This window comes from Neoroseomonas terrae (genome assembly GCF_018129025.1).
GTDB lineage: Bacteria > Pseudomonadota > Alphaproteobacteria > Acetobacterales > Acetobacteraceae > Neoroseomonas > Neoroseomonas terrae.
In genome coordinates this window covers 102,814-123,624 of sequence record NZ_JAAEDI010000001.1, presented here as the reverse complement: position 1 = coordinate 123,624, position 20,811 = coordinate 102,814, and the positions used below count along the sequence as shown (strand labels likewise).

Genomic DNA, 20,811 nt, shown 5'->3' with positions numbered 1-20,811 from the left:
GGAAGGGGCGGCACAACGCCGCCCCGCTGACTGCCCTACAACACCGTATCGAACCGCCGCGGCCGCGCCAGCGCGCCGACCGACGACAATACGACCAGCCTCTCGCCACCGGCTTCGTCGGTCACGGTGGCGCGCAGCCCCCACCCGGTCGCGGCCTTCGGGACAGCCGGGGCCTGCCAGGGGATGCGCAACGTGGCCGTGGCACCCGGTTCGATGGGCGGCAGCGTGCCGTCCCCCACCGGCCGCCAAGCCGCGGCCTTCAGCGGCACGTCGGCGGTCGTCCCCTGAGCCGCCAAAGCCACCGTCGCCTGCCCGCTCACGACATCGCCGCGGTTGGTGACGCGGATGCGGATATCCGTTCCGTCCAGGGCGACGTCCGGCGACGTCCAGGGCCAGGCGCCGGCGCGCGGGTCGGTCTCGAAGCTCGTGCCCGCCGCGGCGTTGCACGGCGCGACGTGCAGCACCGCTTGGCCTGCTGCGGCCGACAGGGCCAGCCGATAGCGTCCCGGCTTCTCGCGTGCCGCGACGATGACGACGATCTGCGCCAGGCCCTTCGTCGGGATGACGGTGCTCCAGCGGGTCCGGTCGCTGCGGATCAGGTCCTTCAGCTTTTCCCGGCCGTCGGCGTCGCGGCTGACCATCAGCACCTGGACGAGCGGATCCTCCATGCCGTCCTGCACCTCGAAGTCGAGCTGCACGAGCGGTGGGGACGAGCCCGTCACGTCGATCGTGTTGTAGCGCGCCGCGAACCCCGCGCGGACCGCCCCGCCGGGGATGACGAAGCTGTACGGCTTGGCGGGGAGCTGTTCCGCGCGCAGGGCCTCGCCCGGCCATACGAAGGGGCGCTTGCCGCTGAAGGCGCCGTCGCCCGCATCATCCTCGACATAGTCGAATCGCAGGTCCGGCGTCGGCTTGCCCGTGCCGTGCAGCCAGTTCGCGACGAGGAAGTTGCCCCAATCCGTCTCGGTCGAGAGCGTTTCGCCGCCCGCCACGTCCAGGTGCTGAAAGCGGTCGAGGTGCCCCTCCCCGTACACCAGCCCGCGCGCTTCCCGCAGGTCCTGCAGGATGTAGCCGCTGTCGTCGACCATCCGTTCGAGGACAGTGCGCATCACCTCATGGCCGAAATCCGATGCGCCGGCCCGCTCGCCATGCTGTTCGCAGAGCCAGCGCCAGAACAGCGCCGCGGCATAGGAATGCGGCGCGATCTCCCCGCCCGGCGCGGCATGGTGCAGCAGCGGGCGACCAGGATCACCGAGCAGCTCGGACCCGTCCTTCAGATAGCGGTCGCCGGAATCGAGCACCCAGTCCTCGGCGAGCCGAGCGCCGCCTTCGCGCAGTGCGGCGTATAGCGGCGACGTCTTGTTGCTCGTCGCATTATACAGGTACTGGACCCGGTGGAAGACCTCATGCGCCACGGTCAGCAGCGCATCGGCATCGCTCAGCCGGGTCGAGACCCAGACGTGGTCAAGCCACACCTCCGTCCCGCCACGGTAATTCGCCCCCTTCTCGCGGCCGAAGGTGCAGAGGCGGATGGTCAGCGTGTCCGGCACGCGGAAGCCGAGGTCGCGGAACACCGCGAGCGAATGCGCCGCCATCCGCGCCGTGCGCTGGACCTGCGCCGGATGCGCCGGGTCCGTCAGCCGGCCGAGGTCGATGTCGGCGACCACGCAGGCTTCCGGCACGCTGCCCGGCGCGGCGCAGGCCTCGGGCGCCAGCGCGTGGAAGCGATGCGCGGCCGCATCGGTCGTGTAGACGATGCTGACCGGCCCATCCGTGAAGGTCTTCCAGGCCGCGAGCGGCGCCGGCAGCGGCCCGAAGGCAGGGCCGAGCGCAGGGTCGCCGCCGCGCACGGGCGCGACCGCCTGCGCGTTCAGCGGCGCCAGGTCCGAGGCGGAGCCACAGCGGCAGAAGCCGCGCCGGAAAAGGGCACCAAACCGCATCGCACTGGCCTCCGTGATCGGCCTCACCGTTCCGGCATCGGTGCGGTCCGTCAAGCGATGCGGGTCACCGCAGCAGCACGGGCAGCACCGCATCCAGCCGGACGATGCCTTCCTCGGTCGCGCGCAGGCGGCCCTCGGGCGTCCAGGTCAGGTAGTCCTCGTCCAGCAGGGCCCCCAGCATGGCGGGGTCGATAGCCTGATCGAATGGCAGGCCGGATCGTGCCTCGACGCGCGCCGGGTCGATGCCCTCGGCAAGGCGCAGGCCCATCAACAGCGCCTCCCGCGCGCGGTCGGCCGGGACCAGCTCCTCTTCCTCGACCGCTGCGTGGCCGTCGCGTTCGACGCGATTGGCCCATTCCTCGGGCGCACGATGCCGGCGGGTGGCAAGCATCCTCCCATCCATCAGCAGGCGCTGATGCGCCCCTGCGCCGATGCCGAGATAGTCGCCATACCGCCAATAGGCGAGGTTGTGCCGGCTTTCCGCGCCCGCCTTCGCATAGTTGCTGACTTCATAGGAGCGCAGGCCGAAGCGCGCCGCCTCCTCCGCGGTCGCATGGTACAGACGCGCAGCATCATCCCCTTCGGGCAACGCAAAGGCACCGCGGGCGTGCAGCGTTGCGAACTGCGTCCCCGGCTCGATGGTCAACTGATAGAGGGAGAGGTGGTCGGCGGCGAGCGCCAGCGCCCGGCGCAGCTCGGCGCGCCAGGACGCCTCGTCCTGGCCGGGGCGGGCGTATATCAGGTCGAAGGACAGGCGGGGAAAGATGCCACGCGCCGTCTCCAGCGCCGCGATCGCCTGCGCTGCGTCGTGCCTGCGGCCCAGGAAGCGCAGCGCCTCCTCCTCCAGCGACTGCACACCGAGGCTCGCCCGGTTCACCCCGGCATCGCGGAAGGCGGCGAGCTTCGCGGCCTCGACACTGGTCGGGTTGGCCTCGAGCGTAATCTCGATCTCCGGACCGGCATCGAACAGCGACCGGGCATCCGCAATCAGCGCGGCGACCGTCTCCGGGTCCATCAGCGACGGTGTTCCGCCACCGAAGAAGATGCTGGCGAGCGGCCGGCGGCCGACCCGCGCGGCCTCATGTGCCAGTTCCCGCCGCAGCGCGTCGCGGAAGCGTGCCTGGTCCAGCCGGTCCCGCACATGGGAATTGAAGTCGCAATAAGGACACTTGGCGGCGCAGAACGGCCAATGGATGTACAGGGCGAGGGGTTCGGTCATGCTGTGTCCCACGGGGCGCATATGGCGCGTCGGGCCCGCCGTGTCGAACCGAGGGAACCACGATGCCGAAGATCACCGCCCTTTACGCCGCGCCGCTGATCCTGCTGTTCCTGCTCCTGACCATTCGCGTGATGGCCCTGCGCTTCCCGAAGCAGGTGATGATCGGCAGCGGCGGCGATCCGCTGCTGGAACGCGCGTCCCGCGTGCACGCGAACTTCACGGAATACGTGCCGCTGTTTCTCGCGACGCTGCTGGCGGCGGAACTCTGCGGCGCCGCCCCCTGGGCGCTGCACGTGGCCGGGACGGCGATGCTGGCCGGGCGCCTGTGCCACGCCGCCGGCGTGTCGCGGGAGCCGGACATCCTGTCGCTGCGCGGGCTCGGCATGCTGCTGACCCTCGGCGCGCTGGTCGGCGCGGGGGTCATGGCCATGGCGGCCGGGATGGGCTGACCGTGAGCGGGTCCTCCGTCGATCGCGTCCGCGCCGCCCTCACCGCCGCCGGCCACCCCGACACCATCACGGCCTTCCCCGAAGGCACGTGCAGCGCCGCGGACGCCGCCGCCGCGGTCGGCTGCGACGTCGCGCAGATCGCGAAATCCATCGTCTTCCGCGCCGGGCCGCGGGCCGTGCTCGTGATCGCCTCCGGCGCCAACCGCGTCGACATGGCCAAGGTCGCCGCCGCTATCGGCCAGCCGGTGAAGCGCGCCGACGGGTCCTGGGTGCGGGACACCACGGGCTTCGCCATCGGCGGCGTGTCTCCGGTCGGCCATCTCTCACCACCGATCCTGCTGCTCGACCAGGACCTGCTGGCGCTCGATGCCGTATGGGCGGCGGCCGGCTCGCCCATGCATGTGTTCCGCTCCTCCCCCGCCGAGCTGCTGCGCCTGACCCGCGCGACGGCGGCAGATGTAAAGGAAGACGGCTGATGCAGGCGACCGCGCTCTGGGCCGCGCTGCATGCGCCGCTGCTGCTTTGGCTGTCCATGCGCATCGTGCCGATGCGCCACGCGATGGATGTCGAAATCGGCACGGGCGGTCATCCGGCCCTCGAACGCGCCGTGCGCGCCCAGGCGAACTTCACCGAATATGCCCCCTTCGCCCTGCTGCTGCTGGCGCTGGCCGAGGCCAGCGGCACGCCCGGCTGGGCGGTGAACGCAATCGGCGCGCTGCTGCTCGTCGGCCGCGTCATCCACGCCTGGGGCATCACGCGGCAGGTCGAGGACATCCGCTTCCGCGTCGTCGGCATGTCGGCCACCTTCGCCGCCATCGCCCTCGGGGCCGCCGCCTGCCTGGTCGCCTCTCTGTCGGGATGGGGCTAGGCTGTCTGACCAACCGAGGAGGATCGCCCATGCCGCTTACCGTCCAGCAGATGCTCGCCGCCGCCGAGGCCGCCGTGCCGCGCATTTCCGCCGAGGAGGCGAAGGGACTGGTCGGCCGCCCTGACGTGCTGTTCCTCGATGTGCGCGAACCGGCCGAGGTCGCCGCCTCCGGCAAGGTGCCGGGCGCCGTCGCCGTCCCGCGCGGCCTGGTCGAGTTCCGCGCCGACACCACCGCCGCATCCCACGACAAGGCCTTCGACCCGAACAAGACCGTCGTTGCCTATTGCGCCTCCGGCGGCCGGTCGGCCCTGGTGCTCAAGACGCTGAAGGAGATGGGGTACAAGAAGGTCCGGAACCTCGGCGGGTTCAAGAACTGGCTGGAAGCCGGCGGCGAAGTGGAGAAGTAGTCAGGGGATGCGGGACCGAGAGGGGCGCCGCCCCTCTCGGGCTCTCCCCGCCAGGATGCTGGGCATCCTGGACCGCAATCTGTTGGCGCAGGGCACAACGGCAGGCCTGCCGTCTCCCACAGCGCAGTTCGGGCGCGGAAGCGGACCTCGACGAGCATTCTGACGGGCGTGCACGGCGCCAGGTTGAGGTTTGCAAAGGCCTTTCGGCCTTGGCGGCACCGCCGCCAAAGTAACGAGCAGGGCAGCATCCCTCTCCGACCCGCTCCGTAAACCAGGAGGCAGACCATGTCCCTCCCCGTCATCACCGCATTCAGGAACTCGCCCGACCGCGGCCGCGGCTTCGCCCGCGACATGCGCGTCCGCTGGGCTTTCGAGGAGGTAGGCCAGCCTTATGACGTCCGGCTGGTGTCGTTCGAAACCATGAAGGAGCCGGCGCATCTAGCGCTCCAGCCCTTCGGTCAGATCCCGACCTACGAGGAAGGCGACCTTGCCCTGTTCGAATCCGGGGCGATCGTGCTGCGGATCGCCGAGCAGCGGGCGGGCCTCCTGCCGAACGACCCGGACGCCCGGGCGCGCGCGATCGGCTGGATGTTCTGCGCGCTCAACACGATCGAGCCGCCAATCCTCGAACGCGAGGTCGCCGGCTTCACGGAGCGCGACAGGACCTGGTTCGAGGAGCGGCGGCCCATTCTCGAAGACCGCATCCACAACCGGGTGCGACGCCTGTCGGATCGCCTGGGCGACGCCGACTGGCTCGATGGTGCCTTCAGCGCCGGGGACCTGCTGATGGTGACGGTGCTGCGCCGGCTGGAACGGTCCGGCATCCTTGAGACCTATCCGAACCTGCCGGCCTACATCGCCCGCGGGCTGGCCCGCCCTGCCTACCAGCGCGCCTACGACGCGCAGCATGCGGTATTCGTGGCGCGCAGCAGCGGTGAAACCGGGTCTTAGGCCGCCGAGGCCCGCTTCCGCTCGCTTTCCGTCTTGAGCTGACCGCAGGCCGCGAGGATGTCCCGCCCGCGCGGGCGCCGGATGGGGCTGGCGTAGCCTGCATCGTTCAGGATGGCGGCGAAGCGCTGGATCGCCTCGGAGGTCGAGGTCTTGTAGGCGCTGCCCGGCCACGGGTTGAACGGGATCAGGTTCACCTTGGCCGGCAGGCCGCGCAGCAGGCGGATCAGCTCGCGCGCCTCGGCCTCGCTGTCGTTCACGCCGCGCAGCATGACGTATTCGAAGGTGATGCGCCGCGCATTGGAAGCGCCGGGATAGCGACGGCAGGCCGCCATCAGCTCCTCGATCGGATACTTCCGGTTCAGCGGCACGATCTCGTCGCGTAGCTCGTTCGTCACGGCGTGCAGGGACACCGCGAGCCCAACGCCGAGTTCCGCCCCGCATCGATCCATCATCGGTACGACGCCGGAGGTGGAGAGCGTGATGCGGCGCCGCGAAAGCCCGATGCCCTCGTGGTCCATCACGATCTTCAGCGCCTTGGCGACGTTCTCGTAATTGTAGAGCGGCTCGCCCATGCCCATGACGACGATGTTCGACAGGTGCCGCGCCGTGCCGTCCTTGGGGGATGGCCATTCGCCGTAGGAATCGCGCGCCGCCATGAACTGGCCGACGATCTCGGCCGCGCCGAGGTTGCGCACCAGCTTCTGCGTGCCGGTGTGGCAGAATTTGCAGGACAGGGTGCACCCCACCTGCGTGCTGATGCAGACCGCGCCGCGATCCTCATCGACCGAGGGAATGTAGACCGTCTCGACCCGCTGGGCGTCGCGGAAGGCGAAAACCCATTTGCGCGTGGTGTCGGCGCTGTCCTGCTGCGTCGCGACCTCCGGCCGGCCGATCACGAAGCGCTCGGCGAGCTTCGCCTGCATCGGCTTCGCGATCGTCGTCATCAGGGCGAAATCAGTCTCGCCCTGGTGGTAGATCCAGTGCCAGAGCTGTTTTGCACGGAACGGCTTCTCGCCGATCGCCAGCATTTCCTCGGCGAGTTCCTCACGCGACAGGCCGACCAGGTCGCGGCGGCCATCCGGCAGGGTGGCGGGCGGCGGGGCGAAAATGGCGGACTTGGCGAGGATGCGTGCCCGTTCCGCCTCGGCCAGCCCGTCCGTGGCGGGGGCCGTGGTCATCGCCGCCCCGCCGGGCATTCCTCGCTGATCGCGTCATAGGCGGCGGTGAAGCCGGACAGGCTGAAGGTGTCGGTGGCGTTCCCCCGGCCCCCCGTGCGCGGGCCGCGGGCCGTCGCGGCGGCGCCGCCGCGAAAGGCCGTCACCGCCGCCCGTCCGTCCCTCGCAAAGGCGGAATTGCCGCCGGTATAGAAGGCAAGCTCCCGCTGACCGACCGTGACCGTCACCGCGGCGTTCCGCGGATAGGCGTAGCCGGCGGACAGCGCCACCTGATCGCGCCCATTGGCCCGGTGCGTCACCGTCAGGATGACGTTTTCCCGGGATGGGTCGGTGCGCGTCGCCCGGGTGAAGGCATAGCAGACCTTCTGTCCGCCCTCGGTGTGGACGGCAGCGGTCCAGGACTGGAAATCGCCCAGCCGTCGAGGCCCCTGTGGCGTGGCGGTGCCGCCGCGCTGCTGAGCCAGGGCGGGACCGACAGCCAGGGCCATCAGGCCAGTAACGAGAAGGAGCTTCCGCATGGGGCTCTAGATACGAAGCCCGGCTCCCGGGAGCAACCGCGGGCATCCTCGTGCGGCCCGGAATCGTGTCCCGGTGCCGCTGCGCCGGCAAATGGTCTACAGCCTGCGCATGACCGACGCCGCCGACGCTGCCCTGGCCGCCCAGTACGAAGCCTATCCCTATCCCCAGCGGGACCCGCGCGACGAAGCGAAGCGCCTGATCGTCGGCAGCCCGAGCCATCTGCGGGAGATCGACCACTGGATCTTCGGCGCCAGGCGGCAAGCCGGCCGGCCGCTTAACGCCCTGGTCGCCGGCGGCGGGTCGGGTGATGCGACCGTGATGCTCGCGCAGCAGATGGAAAGCGCGGGCCGGCCGGGGGTCGTCACCTGGCTCGACCGGTCGGCCGCGGCGCGCAAGATCGCCGGCGCGCGGGTGGCCGCTCGCTCGCTCGGCAATGTCCGGTTCGAGGAGGGGTCGATCCTCGACCTCGCGGGCAGCGGGCTCGGCCCCTTCGACTACATCGATTGCTGCGGCGTGCTGCACCACCTGCCCGACCCCGCCGCCGGCCTGCGCGCGCTGGTCTCCGTGCTCGCGCCTGGGGGTGGCATCGGGCTGATGGTCTACGCACCGCACGGACGCACCGGCGTCTACATGGTGCAGGACGCGCTGCGGCTGATCGCCCCGCCCAACCGCCCGCCGGCCGAGCGGGTCGAGATCGCCAAGCGGCTCTGGCGCCAGATGCCCGAAACCAATTGGCTGCGCCGCAACACCTGGATCACCGACCATGTGAAGGGCGGCGATGCCGGGCTCTACGACCTGCTCCTGAACCCCCGCGACGTCGCCTTCACCGTGCCGGCCCTGGCCGCGCTGGTAGCGTCGGCAGGGCTTGAACTTCGGTGCTTTGTCGAACCTTTCCGCTACGACCCGGACAGCTTTCTGGTCGATCCGCGTCTGCGCGAGCGCGCGGCGGGCCTCGACCCGGTGCAGCGCGCCGCGCTGGCCGAGGCGACGACCGGCAATATGGGCATCCACATCGCCTACTGCGTCCGGGCGGGCGAACCCGCCCCCCTGCCGGCCTGGGACGACCCGGAATCGGTGCCGGTGCTGCGGGAACTAGATGGGACGAAGCTCGCCACCAGCATCCCGCCCGACGGTATCCTGCGCGTCGCCTTCGACGGGCTGACCGTGCCGATGCCGCTTCCGCGGCTCGCGCAGGCGATCCTCGCGCGGGTGGATGGGCAGCGGAGCGTCGGCGCGATCGGCGACGAGCTGGCGGGGATCGGCGTTTCCCGCGAAGCCTTCGCGAAGGATTTCGCCGCCCTCGCGGGGGCAATGGAACGTGTGAACCGGATGCTGCTGGCGGCGCGGTAACGCCCGCGCCCGACCGCCCGCTACACCGGCATCCGCCGGTGCAGGAACCGCTCCCGACGCCGCCTCGTCCGCTCGCTGACCACCCTAGGCGCCGCACGGCGGAAGCCGGCGCCACCCTCCCGCTTTTCCAGCATCAACGTCCGCGTGTGGAAGGCGTCCAACCCCGGCCGGTGGCCGATCGACACGATCGCGGAGTCGGGCAGGGAGTCGATCAGCATCGTCATCATCAGATCCTGGTTCTCCTCGTCGAGCGCGGCCGTCGCCTCGTCGAGGAAGATCCAGCGCGGTTCCTGCAGCAGCAGCCGCGCCATGGCGAGCCGCTGCTGTTCGCCGAGGGACAGCACGCGGTCCCAGCGCTGGTCGTCCTCCAACTGGTCTGTCAGATGCCCGAGACCGACGCGCTCCAGCACATCGACCTGCTTGTCCTTGTCGAAGGATTCCGCCGAGGACGGATAGGTCAGCGTGCCGCTGAGCGTGCCGAGCGGCACGTAGGGCCGCTGCGGCAGGAAGGCCATGGCTTCGCGCGGCGGAGTGATGATGCGCCCACCGCCCCAGGGCCAGAGCCCGCCGATGGCACGGAACAGCGTGGATTTGCCGGATCCGGACTCACCCTTGATCAGCACGCGCTCGCCCGGTTCGATCGTGGCGGAAGCACCGGCAATGACCGTGGTGCCGTCGGCCAGGGCGATCTCGAGCTGGTCGAGCTCCAGCCTCTCCGGCTCGCCCTCCTTCGTCTCCTCCATGGAGATCGTCGTCTGTTCCGGATCGGCCGCCAGGGCTTCCAGATCGTCCAGGGCGTCCTGGAAGGCGACCAGGCGGGACGTCGCGCTGCGCCATTCGGCGATGCTGGGGAACCGGTCGACGAACCAGTTCAGTGCCGCCTGCACCTGCGCGAAGGCGGCGCCGACCTGCATCAGCACGCCTAGCGACATTGCCCCCGCGAAATAGGCCGGGGAGGCCACGACGGTCGGGAAGATCATTGCCAGCGTGCCATAGGCGCTGGTCAGCCACATCAGATTGCGCTGGCTGCGCATGAGTTCGCGCCAGACGCCGCGAACCTCGCCGAATAGCCGGTCGATGCCACGGCGCTCGTCGGCCTCCCCGCGGATCAGGGCGATGCTTTCGCTGCTCTCGCGCGCGCGGGTGAGCCCGAAGCGGAAATCGGCCTCGGCGGTCGTGCGCCGCACCTGGATGCGGACCATGGGGCGCCCCACCCACCAAGTGAGGCCCGAGCCGATCAGCGCATACAGAACCGCCGCCCAGACCATGTAGCCGGGAATGTGGAAGCTCATCCCGCCGAGCACGACGTCGAGCGGTCCCGACAGCGACCACAGGATGCCCACGAAGGCGATCAGCATAGTAATCGATACGAGCAGACCGACGACGAAATCGACGGACAGGTCGGCGGCAAGCCTGACATCCTCGGCGATGCGCTGATCCGGGTTGTCCGCCTCGGCGGCCCCGGCTTCGAGCTGGTACTGCCGGCTCTCATGCAGCCAGGCCTTGGTCAGCCGCCGCGTCAGCCATTCCCGCCAGGCGAGTTGCAGAAGCTGCTTGAGGTAGAGCTGGTACACCGCTGCCGTCATGGACAGAGCGGCAAGCACGAGGAAGACCATGATCTGGTACTGGAAAGCATCAGGATTGCGCTTGTCCAGCGCATCGAAGAAGTCGCGATTCCAGGTATTGAAGCGGATCTGGATCGCAACCTGCGCCAGCGTCATGGCCACGACGCCGGCGATCAACAGCCGCGCCTTCCCGCGGTCGGGCGCGACCAGCCACGCTCGAACCCACCGCCAGAATCCCCGCAGGTCGGAGGTCCCAGGGCGCCCGGTGGCGCCAGCAGCGGTCACGTCGGACATGCAACACCACCGAGGCTTGCGGGTCCGCGGCGCCCCACCGGCGCCGCGACAGTTCTGCCGGAACCCCCTCCCGCCCGTCAGCCGGTATTTACCCGCGGCGGAGAACGGCCTTTCCGACAGGATGGTCGCCCGGCCGGGCCATGGCCCGGCCGGCGCCACGTTATCCCGCGAAGCCCCTGCCGGCGATCAGCGAAACGAGGAAGAGCACGAGGAAGATAACGAACAGAACCTTCGCGATGCCGCTCGCAGCGGAGGCGATACCGCCGAAGCCGAGGACGCCGGCGACGATGGCGATCACGAGGAAGATCAAGGTCCAGTAGAGCATGGGGGTCCTCTCCGTTGCGGTCGTGGCATAGCAACGTCGACGGCGGAAAGGCGGTTGCACGAAAAGAAAACGCCGCCGGGGACACCCCGGCGGCGTTCTCAAGGCCCAAAGTGAGCCGCGCGATCAGAGGCCGCGCTTCTCCCAGGCGGACACCTCTTCCTCGGCCTTCTCCTTGGCAATCCCGTAGCGCTCCTGCACCCGGCCGACGAGCTGGTCCCGCTTTCCTTCGATGACCGTCAGGTCGTCATCGGTCAGCTTGCCCCACTGCTCCTTCGCCTTGCCCTTGAGCTGCTTCCAGTTGCCGGCGAACTGATCGCTGTTCATAGCGTTCTCCTGTCACACAGCCGCCGCTAATGGCGGCCTCGACGGAAAAAACGCGCCGGCGGCGTCCCGGTTGCCCACCCCCGGCTTCACGAAGCGATCGAGACGTCCGGCACGCGCCCGCCATTCACCGCCTGATAGGTCGCGATGGCAAGCGCGAGCGGCTCAAAGGGCTTGCTGATAATGAAGGTCGGCTCGACGCCCTCGGCCGTGAGCAGCCGCTCCGGATACGCGGTCACGAAGATCACGGGCACGGTCATCGCCTCCTGGATGCGGGCGACGGCGTTGCTGCCATCCCCGCCGCGGCCGAGATTGATGTCGGCAAGGATCAGCCCCGGCCGCTTCTGCGCGGCGAGGCGCACCGCCGCCGCCTCGCTCGCCGCGATACCGACGACACGGTGTCCGCAGGTCTCGACCAGGCGCTTCAGGTCCAGCGCGATCACCGGCTCGTCCTCGATGACCAGGATGTCGGTGGCCGCACTGGCCCGCAATGCGAGGCGCCCGGCCTCCAACTCCCGTTCCGCCAGTTCGCGGTCGATGCCGAGGATCGTGGCCGCATCGTCGACCGTCAGATCCTCGAGGGCAGTGAGCAGGAGAAGATTGCGCTGCAGGCCATCGGGCCCGCTGGCCGGCGCGGCACGGGCAACCGCCGCATAGAGCGCGAGGCGGGGCGCGATATCGGGCAGCGGCTCCGACAGCGCGGCGGCGACAAGCTCGTCACCGCTGCTCCGCGCGCCCGTCAGCGCCCGCGCGTAACGGCGGGCATAGGGCAGCACGCGCAGCAACTCCGTCTGGTTCGTGGCGTTCATCTTGGCACCTTCTGGAACGGTCCTATGCTCGGGTGGATGGATGCAGCCCATGCCGGCGGCGTATGAAACAACACCGCGATGCATATCGCGAGGCTATCGTCGCCCTCGTACCGCAGCTGCGGGCTTTTGCCCGGTTCCTGGCGCGCGACGCGGTGCGGGCCGACGACTTGGTGCAGGACACGGTTCTGCGGGCGCTGGAGCGCCAGGATGCGTGGACGCCGGGAAGCGATCTACGGGCCTGGATCTTCCGGGTGTTGCGCAACCTGTTCCTCGACCAGCAACGGCGGCGACGGGTTGAGCAGAAGGGTCTAGCCATCATCGAGATGCCCGACGTGGCCGAACCGACCCAGCCGGGGCGTGATGCGCTGCACGACCTTGGCGCCGCGATCACGACGCTCCCCGCGGCCCAACGGGAGGCACTGATCCTCGTCGCTGCCATGGAACTCGATATTGCGGAGGCTGCTGCTATCACCGGCGTACCGGTGGGGACGGTCAAAGCTCGGGTATCCCGCGCCCGGGCGGCGCTGGCGCTGACCTTCGGCGGTCGATCTTCGTGATCCGGACATGCGCCGCCCCATGCCCCCGCGGGCACGGATCGGCCTGTCTCCGCAGACGCTGCGGGTATCTCCATCTCACTGCAACGACTCCCGCCGCCAGCCGTCACATGCGTTTTCCGCATGTCTGATCCGCAATTATTGATACGCTCCGATGCAACCGGCGGCGCGAGCCCTCCGTTTGTCTGGCATGAGCACGCATCTCGACACGCCCATCCAGTCCCCCGTCGCGACCGGCGGGGATCGTTCGTTCCACGAGGCACTGGTGGCCCTTCTGCCCAAGCTGCGCGTGCAGGCATTGTCGCTGACGCGCAATCGGGCCGATGCCGACGACCTCGTGCAGGCGGCGGTCACCAACGCGCTGGCAGCGCAGAGCAGCTTCACGCCGGGCACGAATTTCGGCGCGTGGATGTATCGCATCCTGCGCAATCGCTTCATCTCGGACCGTCGTCGGCAGCGCGAGACCATCGACATGGACGACGCGCCGGCAGATGCCTTCGCCCGTCCCGCGGGCCAGGAAGACAGCCTGGCGTTGCGCGAGCTCCGGACGGAGATCGCAAAGCTGCCGGCCGACCAGCGCACCGCGCTGGTGATGGTGACGGTCCAGGGCATGTCCTACGAGGAAGTCGCGGCCGCGATGGGCTGCGCCGTCGGTACTGCCAAATGCCGCGTGTTCCGCGCCCGCTGCACGCTCGAGGCCCGTCTGCTGGGCGAGCCAGAGCAGGGCGGCACCGCCAAGCGGCGTCGCGGCACTGGTGTAGTGGCCTCCGCTCCGCGTAATGTTACCAAGGGCGCGAAGGTTGCCGGGACGGCTTCGCCGGCGGTGCGGCATGGGATGTGATGGACCAGCCTGACAAAGAAGGAAAAGGCAAGGTGAACGGCAGGGTCGGTGGCGCGCGAAGCCGCGCCGCCAAGAAAGCCGTTCCCGATGCCGCGTTCGACATCTGGCTGCGCCGAGGGCTGCATCAGATGTTCGATGACGTGGCACGGGAACCCATACCCCCCGAACTGTTGCAGCTGATCGAGAGGGATCGCGGGAAGTGAGCCCGGGCGGCGCGCCGCCCGGGCCGCGCCGCTTCTGGACACAGGTTCTGGGCGGGGTCAGGGGCCGTTTGCTGGCGTTGGTGGCCGCCGCAACAATTCCGATCGCGGCCATCGCGGTCAACAATGCCTGGTCTGCCTTTCGCGCCGCAGGCGCCGCCGGGCTGCGCGATGCGGTCATCCTTCGGGAAGTCGCCGCCGCGCGCCATGGGGCCGCCATGGAGGGGCTGCGAGAGATCCTGACGAACCTCGCTCGGTCACGATACCTTCTCGCCCTGCCCGCCGATGCCTGCGACCAGCACCTGAGGCACCTGCGGGAACTCGCCCCGGACCGCTATTCGAACTTCTGGCTGCTCGATGGCGAGGGCCGACTGCTGTGCAGCGGCCTGCCGGCACGGCGCGGCGACTATTTTGCCGAGCTCGATTACGTTCGCGAGATCCGGCAGTCGAAGCGTTTCGTCCTCGGGCAGTTCACCCTGGGCCTGGTTAGTGGCCGTGCCGTCCTGCCGGCCGCGGCGCCCGTTCTCGACGAGGCGGGCCAGCTTCAGGCAATCGTCGGCGGCAGCCTGTTCCTCGATTTCTTCTTGCGCGGCGGCCAGGCGACCCCCAACGGCGACCAGAACGACGTCTGGCTGCTCGACGCCGACGGATCGGTGCTTCCGCTGGGCTCCGCCCGGGCAGAAGCGCTGCCACCGCGGGAGGACCTACCGCAGATGCTGGCGGCGCAGGAGATGTCCCTGGTCGGCACCGCGCGCGGCGGCACACCTTATGCCTGGTCGATGGCCGTGCTTGACCCGGGACTGCGGGTGCTGGCCGGCGTCTCGCTGGCGCAGGCGAAGCAAGGCGCCTGGCTGACCTTCGCCCGCCGGCTGCTGGAGTTGAGCCTCTTCCTGGCGGCCTGCCTTGTCGCCATCCTGATCGGGGTTGAGCTTGGCGTCTCTCGGCCGCTGCGGCGGTTGGTGGCGCGAGTGCGGGAATGGGCCCCCGGCCGGATCTATGAGGCCGATCCTCAGGCACAGGGCCCCTATGAGGTCCGGGAACTGGATCAGGCGCTGGTTGGCGCCGCCCGTGCGCTACGCGAACGCGAGGCAGCGCTGACCCATGCGCTGCATCAGCGCGACCTGCTGATGGCCGAGATCCATCACCGCGTGAAGAACAACCTGCAGGTCGTGGCCTCCCTGCTCAACCTGCAGGCCGACCGGCTGCGCAACCCGAGCGCGCAAGCCGAATTCGCCGTGGCGCGCGACCGCGTGCAGGCGCTCGCGACGCTTCACCGGCACCTCTACCTGCATCAGTCCTTCGAGCGGATCTCGATGCGTCCGTTCCTCGATGAGCTGTCGCGGCAGCTCGGGGATGCGCTGGGTGCCGGGCCGGATTCCGGCGTTCGGATCGACATCGATACCGAGGATCTGGAGATGGGCTCGGATCAGGCCATTTCCCTCGCGCTCCTGCTGACCGAGGCGGTCAGCAACGCCATGCGGCACGGCTTTCCGGAGGGGCGGGCGGGACGCATCCTCATATCCCTGCATGTCGAGGGTGACACCGCGCATCTCGTCGTGGAGGACGACGGGGTGGGACTGGACGATGCCGCCGACGGCAACAGCGACGGGCTGGGCATGCGGCTGATCGAGGGCTTCGCAGGCCATCTGGGCGGCGAGGCGGAGATCACTGGGGAGCAGGGCACGCGCATCGCCGTCCGCTTCCCATTGCACCGGCGCGATATCGAGGCCTCAGCACGCGACGGTGCATGAGGCCTGGAAACCGCGACCGGCGGCGGGGCGTTCACAGGCGACAACTGTTGATGGAGCCCCTGATGTCCCCTGTCGTCCGAGCCGCCTGCGCGGCCTTCCTGCTCGCCCTGCCGCTGGTCGCCTGCGATGACGGCCCGGCCGAGAACGCCGGGGAGCGGATCGATCGCGCGGCGGAAGGCGTGCGCGATGCCGTCGATCCGCCCAGCGGGCCGCTGGAGCGCGCGGGGCGTGCCGTCGACCGGGCCACGGACTAAGTAGGCACATAACCGCTGCCCGAGCCGCATGCTGCGGCCGGGAAGCGGTTATGCCCGCCCCGTCAGGCGGCCTTGCGCGCTTCCTGCGCGGCGATGGCGCGAGCGCGGGCGAGAAGGGCCTCAGCGCGCTGCACGATCGGGATATCAATCATCTTGCCATCGAGCGACCAGGAGCCCCGGCCCGCGGCGGCGGCCTCCTTGTCCATCCGGACGATCGTCTCGGCCTTCGCCACGGCCTCGGGCGCCGGGCTGAAACCGGCGTTAAGCACCGGCACCTGGGTCGGGTGGATCGCCGAAGCGCCGACGAAGCCGAAGGAAGCCGACAGGCGCACCACCTTCATGTAGGCATCGAGATCCGAGTAATCGGCGACGGTCCCGATCGTGCCCATCGGCATCAGCCCGTGCGCGCGGGCCGCATGCAGCACCTGCTGCTTCGGCATCAGCATCGTCTCGCCGTTCGGTTCGCCGCCGAGTTCGGTCGCGAAATCCTCCGCACCCAGCGACATGCCCAGGGTGCGGGGCGTAGCGCGCGCAATCTCGTGCGCACGGGTCAGCGGTCCCGGCGCCTCGATCAACACCATGAAGCGCAGCGTGCGGTCAGCGATGCCGCGCTTCTCCTCCAGCCGCGAGACCAGCTCATCCAGCAGCCGCAGATGATCCGGCCCCTCGACCTTGGTGATCATCAGCCCACTGACCCCGGGCAGCACCGCCGCCTCGATGTCACGCACCGCGAGTTCCAGCGGCTGGTTGATCCGCACCAGAATATCGGCGCGGCCTTCCTTGTGCAGGCGCTCCACGACGCCGGGCAGCAGCTTGCGCCCCTCATCCTTGTCGCTGGGCGCGATGCTGTCCTCGAGGTCGATCTGCAGCACGTCGGCGCCGCGGGTCGAGGCCTTGGCGACGAAGCGCTCGACATTCACCGGCACGAACAGGCCGGAACGCCAGACGGGATGCGCGGCGGCAGTGGCGGTCATCATTCGCTCCTTGCGAGGCCGTTGGCCAGGTTCGCCTCGATCTCGACTTCGGAAAAGCCGGCCTCGGCCAGAATGTCGCGGGTGTGCTGGCCGAGCCGCGGCGCCGGCGTGCGGATCGCGCCCGGCGTACCGGACAGGCGCACCGGCACCGCATGCATCGGGAACTCGCCCATATCCTCGTCCGGATAATCCGCGACGAGCGCCCGGGCATGGACATGCGGGTCGGCCATGAAGCCGGTGATGTCGTAGACCGGGCCGATCGTGACCTCCTCCTTCTCGAAGAAGGCGACGTTCTCCGCTTGGGTGCGCTCGGCGACGAAGGCGCCGATGATCTCGTCCAGCTCGATGCCGTGCGCGACACGCTGCTCGTTGGTCTTGAAGCGCGGATCGTCGCACAGCTCGCCCCGGCCGATCGAGCGCAGCACGCGCATCGCCATCGGCTGGGTGGAGGCGGACAGCGCCACCCAATGGTCGTCCTTGGTGCGATAGACGTTGCGCGGCGCGGAACCCGTGCTGCGGCTGCCCGTGCGCGGCTTCACGACGTTCGTCAGGCGGTAATTCGCCGCCTGCGGGCCGAGCGAGTTGTAAAGCGGATCAAGCAGCGGCAGGTCGATCACCTGGCCCTTGCCACCATTGATCTCGACCTCCCGCAGCGCGGCCATGGCGGCGAAGGCGCCGGTCAGGCCGGCGATGCTGTCGGCGAGGTACATCGGCGGCAGCACCGGTTCGCGATCGGCGAAGCCGTTCATACTGGCGAAACCGGCGAAGCCCTCGACGAGAGTGCCGAAGCCGGGGCGGCGGCGGTATGGCCCATCCTGCCCCCAGCCGGAGATGCGCACGATGACGAGGCGCGGCTCGATCTTCAGCAGCTCCTCCGGCCCGAGGCCCATCGATTCCAGCGTGCCGGTGCGGAAGCTCTCGACGAACATCGCCGCGCCGGGGATCAGGCGGCGGATCAGGTCCACCGCGCCCTCATGCCGGAATTCCATGCACAGGCTGCGCTTGCCGCGGCTATGGATCTTCCAGGTGGTCTCGACGCCCTTCACACGCCAGTGGCGCAGCGTGTCGCCCTCCCGCGGCTCCACCTTGATGACGTCCGCGCCGAAATCGACCAGGTGCTGCGTCAGCAGATTGCCGGCGACGAGGCGGGACAGGTCGACCACCTTAAGGCCCGACAGCGGCCCCGGCACGTCGGGGGTGTAGTCCGCCTTCGGCAGTGGCGGCAGGTCAGGCGGCGACATCGGTGACTCCCTTGAAGAGGATGCAGCCGGAACGCGGCAGCCAGAGCCGCACCTCGTCCCCGGAAGGCGGCGTCTCGGCCTCGAGCCGCAGCGGGCCGCCGCCGAGGTCGAGCGCCACCTGCCAGCGGCCGCCGACATAGGATTTAGACAGCACGCGCGTCGCGATGACCGAGCCCTCCGGGCCGGAGCCCTCGCCGGCCGCGGCGACGCGCATCTGCTCGGGGCGGAAGGCGAGGGTCACGCGCGCGCCGGCCTCCGGCGGCCGTTCCGCCGCCATCTCCACGCGCTGCCCGTCGGCGAGTTCCAGTGTTGCCACGCCGCCCGCGACGCCGGCGACCTTCGCCGGCAGGAAATTGGTGGTGCCGATGAAATCCGCGACGAAGGGATCGGCCGGCCGCTCATAGATATCCTGCGGCGTGCCGAGCTGCGCGATGCGCCCGCTGTTCATCACCACGATGCGGTCGGACAGAGACAGCGCCTCGATCTGGTCGTGGGTGACGTAGATGGTCGTCAGGCCGAGCCGCGTGCGCAGTTCCGCGAGCCAGGTCCGCGCACGGTCGCGCAGCTTCGCGTCGAGGTTCGACAGCGGCTCATCGAGAAGAAGGATCGACGGCTGGTACACCAGCGTGCGCGCCAGTGCGACGCGCTGCTGCTGCCCGCCCGAGAGCATGTGCGGGTAGCGGTCGGCGTACGGTTCCATCTCGACCAGCGCGAGCACCTCCGCGATGCGGCGCTTCCGCTCGGCGGCCTTCACCTTCCGCAAGGTTAGCGGGAAGGCGACGTTGTCGGCGACCGTCATGTGCGGCCACAGCGCGTAGGACTGGAACACCAACCCGCAGCCGCGCGATTCCGGCGGCAGATAGGTGCCGCGGGTGCCGTCGAAATAGACCTTGCCACCGACGGTGATGCGCCCCTCATCCGGCCGGTCGAGGCCCGCCACGGCGGCGAGCGTGGTGGATTTGCCGCAGCCCGAGGGGCCGAGCAGGGTGACGAACTCGCCGTCGGCCACGTGGATGGACACGTCGTCCACCGCGCGCACCTCGCCGAAGCGCTTCACCAGCCCTTCGATCTTCAGATCAGCCATGGAGTTTCACCCCGAAGATTGCGCGGGCCGTCGTGATGCAGACCGCGATGACAACCACCTGGATGGCCGCAAGACCGGCGACCACGCCCACTTCCCCCTGCACCCAGGTCTGCAGCAGCGCGGTGCCGATCACCTCGCTGCCCGGGGCGAAGAGGAAGATCGCGGTGGAGTATTCCTTGAAGAAGGAGATGAAGAGGATCGTGTAGCAGGCGACCAGCGCCGGGCGCATGAGCGGCGCCATGATGCGGCGCGTGGTGGTCCACCAATCCGCCCCCTGGACACGCGCGGCGCGATCGAGATCGGGACTGACCTGCAACAGCATCGGGGCGACGGCGCCGAGGCCGGTCGGGATGAAGCGCATGGTGAAGGCGATCACCAGGATCCAGATCGAGTTGCGGATGCCACCCAGCCCCGGCAGCAGCGCGAAGGCGTAGAAGAAGCCGATGCCGGCGACGACGCCCGGTATCGCGCGCGGGAACAGCGCCGTGTAGTGCAGCGCGTTTCGGAAGCGGAATTCCGAGCGGTGCACGATCAGCGCGATCATGCCGATCAGCGCCGTCGCGCCGGCCGCGCCGACCAGGCTCACGATGAAGGAGTTGGTGATAGAACGGAGATAGACCGGTTCCCGCCACAGGATCTCGAAATTCTCCAGCGTCAGGACATCCGCCAGCGGGATCATCGGCGAGAGGAAGGAGGTGAAGGCCCGCAGCACCAGCATGCTGACCGGCGCGACGCCGGTTGCTACGACATAGGCCACGCAGATGGCGAAGAACGGCCAGCGCAGCCCGCCAAGGCGGAAGGGCCGCGGCCGCGTCGCCTTGCCGCCCAGCGTCACGAAGCGGCGCGTATTGCCGAGCAGCCTTCCCTGCAGCCAGACCAGGAACACGATCACGACCAGCATCAGCGCCGCGGCCGTCGCCACCAGCCCATGGTCCGGCCGCGGTGAGGTCGCGCTGATGTTGTAGAGGAAGGTCGTCAGCACCGTGACGCCGGCCGGCTCACCGAAGATCAGCGGCACCGACAGCAATTCCAGGCCGATCGTGAAGTTCAGCACGGCGCTGTAGGCGATCGCCGGCATCATCAACGGCAGGGTGATCCGCCACAGCGTGCGGAAGGTGCCGGAACCCGAGACGCGCGCCGCTTCCTCGAGTGTCGGGTCCGTCATGCCGGCAGAGGACAGGCAGTAGAGATAGGCAAGCGGCGCCTGCGACACGCCCGCGATCACCGCCATACCGCCGATGGAATAGAGGTTCCACGGCGCTTCCCCGAACATCGACTGCCAGAACAGCGTGACGTAGCCGGCGGGGCCGTAGATCGAGTACCAGCCGAAGGACAGGACGAGGGCCGAGAGGTAGATCGGCCAGAGGAACAGCTCCCCCAGCACGCGCGCCCCCGGCAGGTCGGTGCGGCCGAACAGGATGGCCGCCGCCGTGCCGAAGAACTGCGCGACGACAGTGGACAGCGCCGCCAGCAGGAAGGTGTTCCACAGGACGGTGCCGAAGCCTTCCGTCTGCGCCAGGCGCGCGAAGTTGCCGAGGGTCAGCTGCGCATCCCGGTCGTACAGCGCGCCGGTCAGGAAGGATTGATAGAGGATCGGCACCAGCGGTGCCGCGACCAGCACCACCACCAGCGCGGCCATGCCGTACTGGATCGGGATCTCACGGGGGAAGCGGCCCGGGGCGGCGGGCGCCCCGGGCTCGGCGGTGGTGCTGCTCATCGG

General features: G+C 69.4%; 23 protein-coding genes. 11 read left to right on the top strand and 12 right to left on the bottom strand.

Annotated features, from left to right (window positions below; translation table 11 throughout):
* Positions 1-35: 35 nt before the first annotated feature.
* Together GXW78_RS00630 and hemW are read right to left on the bottom strand one after the other, a co-directional pair.
* Entirely contained in the window at positions 36-1,940 is a 1,905-nt protein-coding gene (locus GXW78_RS00630) for a hypothetical protein (protein WP_211865116.1), read from the bottom strand.
* 64 nt (positions 1,941-2,004) lie between these two features.
* Positions 2,005-3,159, bottom strand: coding sequence for a radical SAM family heme chaperone HemW (gene hemW, locus GXW78_RS00625; protein ID WP_211865114.1), 1,155 nt, complete (start codon positions 3,157-3,159; stop codon positions 2,005-2,007).
* Positions 3,160-3,221: 62 nt separating this feature from the next.
* Between hemW and GXW78_RS00620 the strand changes: the two genes are divergently transcribed.
* The 5 genes from GXW78_RS00620 to GXW78_RS00600 all read left to right on the top strand — a co-directional run bounded on the left by GXW78_RS00620 (position 3,222) and on the right by GXW78_RS00600 (position 5,834).
* Positions 3,222-3,608 (top strand): MAPEG family protein, encoded by a 387-nt coding sequence (locus GXW78_RS00620; RefSeq protein ID WP_211865112.1) that lies wholly within the window; start codon positions 3,222-3,224, stop codon positions 3,606-3,608.
* Positions 3,609-3,610: 2 nt separating this feature from the next.
* Entirely contained in the window at positions 3,611-4,084 is a 474-nt protein-coding gene (locus GXW78_RS00615) for a YbaK/EbsC family protein (protein ID WP_211865110.1), read from the top strand.
* Positions 4,084-4,476, top strand: a complete 393-nt coding sequence (locus GXW78_RS00610) for an MAPEG family protein (protein WP_211865108.1) — start codon at positions 4,084-4,086, stop codon at positions 4,474-4,476. Before GXW78_RS00615 ends, GXW78_RS00610 begins: the two co-directional genes overlap by 1 nt.
* Positions 4,477-4,505: 29 nt before the next feature.
* Positions 4,506-4,883 (top strand): rhodanese-like domain-containing protein, encoded by a 378-nt coding sequence (locus tag GXW78_RS00605; protein WP_211865103.1) that lies wholly within the window; start codon positions 4,506-4,508, stop codon positions 4,881-4,883.
* 285 nt (positions 4,884-5,168) lie between these two features.
* Positions 5,169-5,834, top strand: coding sequence for a glutathione S-transferase family protein (locus tag GXW78_RS00600; protein WP_211865101.1), 666 nt, complete (start codon positions 5,169-5,171; stop codon positions 5,832-5,834).
* Here GXW78_RS00600 and rlmN read toward each other — a convergent pair.
* Positions 5,831-7,012 (bottom strand): 23S rRNA (adenine(2503)-C(2))-methyltransferase RlmN, encoded by a 1,182-nt coding sequence (gene rlmN, locus GXW78_RS00595; protein WP_246521729.1) that lies wholly within the window; start codon positions 7,010-7,012, stop codon positions 5,831-5,833. The two genes, GXW78_RS00600 and rlmN, sit on opposite strands and share 4 nt — an antisense overlap.
* The gene (locus tag GXW78_RS00590) at positions 7,009-7,527 is read right to left on the bottom strand and encodes an invasion associated locus B family protein (RefSeq protein ID WP_211865097.1); all 519 of its coding nucleotides are present in this window, start codon (positions 7,525-7,527) and stop codon (positions 7,009-7,011) included. Before GXW78_RS00590 ends, rlmN begins: the two co-directional genes overlap by 4 nt.
* Before the next feature lie 109 nt (positions 7,528-7,636).
* Here GXW78_RS00590 and GXW78_RS00585 point away from each other — a divergent pair, with 109 nt between their 5' ends.
* Entirely contained in the window at positions 7,637-8,878 is a 1,242-nt protein-coding gene (locus tag GXW78_RS00585; RefSeq protein ID WP_211865095.1) for a class I SAM-dependent methyltransferase, read from the top strand.
* Positions 8,879-8,898: 20 nt separating this feature from the next.
* Here the strand turns inward: GXW78_RS00585 and GXW78_RS00580 are convergent, their stop codons facing one another.
* From GXW78_RS00580 to GXW78_RS00565, 4 genes are all read right to left on the bottom strand, one after another.
* The gene (locus GXW78_RS00580) at positions 8,899-10,737 is read right to left on the bottom strand and encodes an ABC transporter ATP-binding protein/permease (RefSeq protein ID WP_211865093.1); all 1,839 of its coding nucleotides are present in this window, start codon (positions 10,735-10,737) and stop codon (positions 8,899-8,901) included.
* A gap of 160 nt (positions 10,738-10,897) precedes the next feature.
* Positions 10,898-11,062: a DUF1328 domain-containing protein gene (locus GXW78_RS00575; protein WP_211865092.1), complete on the bottom strand. Its 165-nt coding sequence runs from the start codon at positions 11,060-11,062 to the stop codon at positions 10,898-10,900.
* Positions 11,063-11,185: 123 nt separating this feature from the next.
* Complete coding sequence (locus GXW78_RS00570; protein ID WP_211865091.1) at positions 11,186-11,386, bottom strand: CsbD family protein; 201 nt, start codon at positions 11,384-11,386, stop codon at positions 11,186-11,188.
* A gap of 86 nt (positions 11,387-11,472) precedes the next feature.
* Positions 11,473-12,192, bottom strand: a complete 720-nt coding sequence (locus tag GXW78_RS00565; RefSeq protein ID WP_211865090.1) for a response regulator — start codon at positions 12,190-12,192, stop codon at positions 11,473-11,475.
* Between the two features lie 62 nt (positions 12,193-12,254).
* Here GXW78_RS00565 and GXW78_RS00560 point away from each other — a divergent pair, with 62 nt between their 5' ends.
* From GXW78_RS00560 to GXW78_RS00540, 5 genes are all read left to right on the top strand, one after another.
* Complete coding sequence (locus GXW78_RS00560) at positions 12,255-12,749, top strand: sigma-70 family RNA polymerase sigma factor (RefSeq protein ID WP_211865089.1); 495 nt, start codon at positions 12,255-12,257, stop codon at positions 12,747-12,749.
* 187 nt (positions 12,750-12,936) lie between these two features.
* Positions 12,937-13,587 (top strand): sigma-70 family RNA polymerase sigma factor, encoded by a 651-nt coding sequence (locus GXW78_RS00555; RefSeq protein ID WP_211865088.1) that lies wholly within the window; start codon positions 12,937-12,939, stop codon positions 13,585-13,587.
* Entirely contained in the window at positions 13,587-13,790 is a 204-nt protein-coding gene (locus GXW78_RS00550; RefSeq protein ID WP_211865401.1) for a hypothetical protein, read from the top strand. Before GXW78_RS00555 ends, GXW78_RS00550 begins: the two co-directional genes overlap by 1 nt.
* Positions 13,787-15,538 (top strand): sensor histidine kinase, encoded by a 1,752-nt coding sequence (locus GXW78_RS28395; protein WP_211865086.1) that lies wholly within the window; start codon positions 13,787-13,789, stop codon positions 15,536-15,538. The genes GXW78_RS00550 and GXW78_RS28395 overlap by 4 nt, the downstream gene beginning before the upstream one ends.
* 62 nt (positions 15,539-15,600) lie before the next feature.
* Entirely contained in the window at positions 15,601-15,792 is a 192-nt protein-coding gene (locus tag GXW78_RS00540; RefSeq protein ID WP_211865078.1) for a hypothetical protein, read from the top strand.
* A 62-nt stretch (positions 15,793-15,854) separates the two neighbouring features.
* Here GXW78_RS00540 and GXW78_RS00535 read toward each other — a convergent pair whose 3' ends face one another.
* Genes GXW78_RS00535 through GXW78_RS00520 form a run of 4 tightly spaced genes read right to left on the bottom strand, consistent with a single transcriptional unit; the run spans position 15,855 to position 20,808 of the window.
* A complete protein-coding gene (locus GXW78_RS00535) occupies positions 15,855-16,766 on the bottom strand; it encodes an HpcH/HpaI aldolase/citrate lyase family protein (protein WP_211865076.1) in 912 nt (303 codons plus the stop codon).
* Complete coding sequence (locus GXW78_RS00530; RefSeq protein WP_246521728.1) at positions 16,766-18,007, bottom strand: CaiB/BaiF CoA transferase family protein; 1,242 nt, start codon at positions 18,005-18,007, stop codon at positions 16,766-16,768. Before GXW78_RS00530 ends, GXW78_RS00535 begins: the two co-directional genes overlap by 1 nt.
* Positions 17,994-19,091 carry an ABC transporter ATP-binding protein gene (locus GXW78_RS00525; protein ID WP_211865074.1) on the bottom strand — a complete coding sequence of 366 codons (1,098 nt, stop codon included), beginning with the start codon at positions 19,089-19,091 and terminating at the stop codon, positions 17,994-17,996. The genes GXW78_RS00530 and GXW78_RS00525 overlap by 14 nt, the downstream gene beginning before the upstream one ends.
* Positions 19,084-20,808 carry an ABC transporter permease gene (locus GXW78_RS00520; RefSeq protein WP_211865073.1) on the bottom strand — a complete coding sequence of 575 codons (1,725 nt, stop codon included), beginning with the start codon at positions 20,806-20,808 and terminating at the stop codon, positions 19,084-19,086. The genes GXW78_RS00525 and GXW78_RS00520 overlap by 8 nt, the downstream gene beginning before the upstream one ends.
* Between the last annotated feature and the right edge of the window lie 3 nt (positions 20,809-20,811).

Excerpts from the sequence above, each read along its gene's own strand:
- GXW78_RS00630 (WP_211865116.1), bottom strand. The coding sequence starts at position 1,940 with ATGCGGTTTGGTGCCCTTTTCCGGCGCGGCTTCTGCCGCTGTGGCTCC.
- hemW (WP_211865114.1), bottom strand. The coding sequence starts at position 3,159 with ATGACCGAACCCCTCGCCCTGTACATCCATTGGCCGTTCTGCGCCGCC.
- GXW78_RS00620 (WP_211865112.1), top strand. The coding sequence starts at position 3,222 with ATGCCGAAGATCACCGCCCTTTACGCCGCGCCGCTGATCCTGCTGTTC.
- GXW78_RS00610 (WP_211865108.1), top strand. The coding sequence starts at position 4,084 with ATGCAGGCGACCGCGCTCTGGGCCGCGCTGCATGCGCCGCTGCTGCTT.
- GXW78_RS00605 (WP_211865103.1), top strand. The coding sequence starts at position 4,506 with ATGCCGCTTACCGTCCAGCAGATGCTCGCCGCCGCCGAGGCCGCCGTG.
- GXW78_RS00600 (WP_211865101.1), top strand. The coding sequence starts at position 5,169 with ATGTCCCTCCCCGTCATCACCGCATTCAGGAACTCGCCCGACCGCGGC.
- rlmN (WP_246521729.1), bottom strand. The coding sequence starts at position 7,012 with ATGACCACGGCCCCCGCCACGGACGGGCTGGCCGAGGCGGAACGGGCA.
- GXW78_RS00590 (WP_211865097.1), bottom strand. The coding sequence starts at position 7,527 with ATGCGGAAGCTCCTTCTCGTTACTGGCCTGATGGCCCTGGCTGTCGGT.
- GXW78_RS00585 (WP_211865095.1), top strand. The coding sequence starts at position 7,637 with ATGACCGACGCCGCCGACGCTGCCCTGGCCGCCCAGTACGAAGCCTAT.
- GXW78_RS00580 (WP_211865093.1), bottom strand. The coding sequence starts at position 10,737 with ATGTCCGACGTGACCGCTGCTGGCGCCACCGGGCGCCCTGGGACCTCC.
- GXW78_RS00575 (WP_211865092.1), bottom strand. The coding sequence starts at position 11,062 with ATGCTCTACTGGACCTTGATCTTCCTCGTGATCGCCATCGTCGCCGGC.
- GXW78_RS00570 (WP_211865091.1), bottom strand. The coding sequence starts at position 11,386 with ATGAACAGCGATCAGTTCGCCGGCAACTGGAAGCAGCTCAAGGGCAAG.
- GXW78_RS00565 (WP_211865090.1), bottom strand. The coding sequence starts at position 12,192 with ATGAACGCCACGAACCAGACGGAGTTGCTGCGCGTGCTGCCCTATGCC.
- GXW78_RS00560 (WP_211865089.1), top strand. The coding sequence starts at position 12,255 with ATGAAACAACACCGCGATGCATATCGCGAGGCTATCGTCGCCCTCGTA.
- GXW78_RS00555 (WP_211865088.1), top strand. The coding sequence starts at position 12,937 with ATGAGCACGCATCTCGACACGCCCATCCAGTCCCCCGTCGCGACCGGC.
- GXW78_RS00550 (WP_211865401.1), top strand. The coding sequence starts at position 13,587 with ATGGACCAGCCTGACAAAGAAGGAAAAGGCAAGGTGAACGGCAGGGTC.
- GXW78_RS00540 (WP_211865078.1), top strand. The coding sequence starts at position 15,601 with ATGTCCCCTGTCGTCCGAGCCGCCTGCGCGGCCTTCCTGCTCGCCCTG.
- GXW78_RS00535 (WP_211865076.1), bottom strand. The coding sequence starts at position 16,766 with ATGACCGCCACTGCCGCCGCGCATCCCGTCTGGCGTTCCGGCCTGTTC.
- GXW78_RS00530 (WP_246521728.1), bottom strand. The coding sequence starts at position 18,007 with ATGTCGCCGCCTGACCTGCCGCCACTGCCGAAGGCGGACTACACCCCC.
- GXW78_RS00525 (WP_211865074.1), bottom strand. The coding sequence starts at position 19,091 with ATGGCTGATCTGAAGATCGAAGGGCTGGTGAAGCGCTTCGGCGAGGTG.
- GXW78_RS00520 (WP_211865073.1), bottom strand. The coding sequence starts at position 20,808 with ATGAGCAGCACCACCGCCGAGCCCGGGGCGCCCGCCGCCCCGGGCCGC.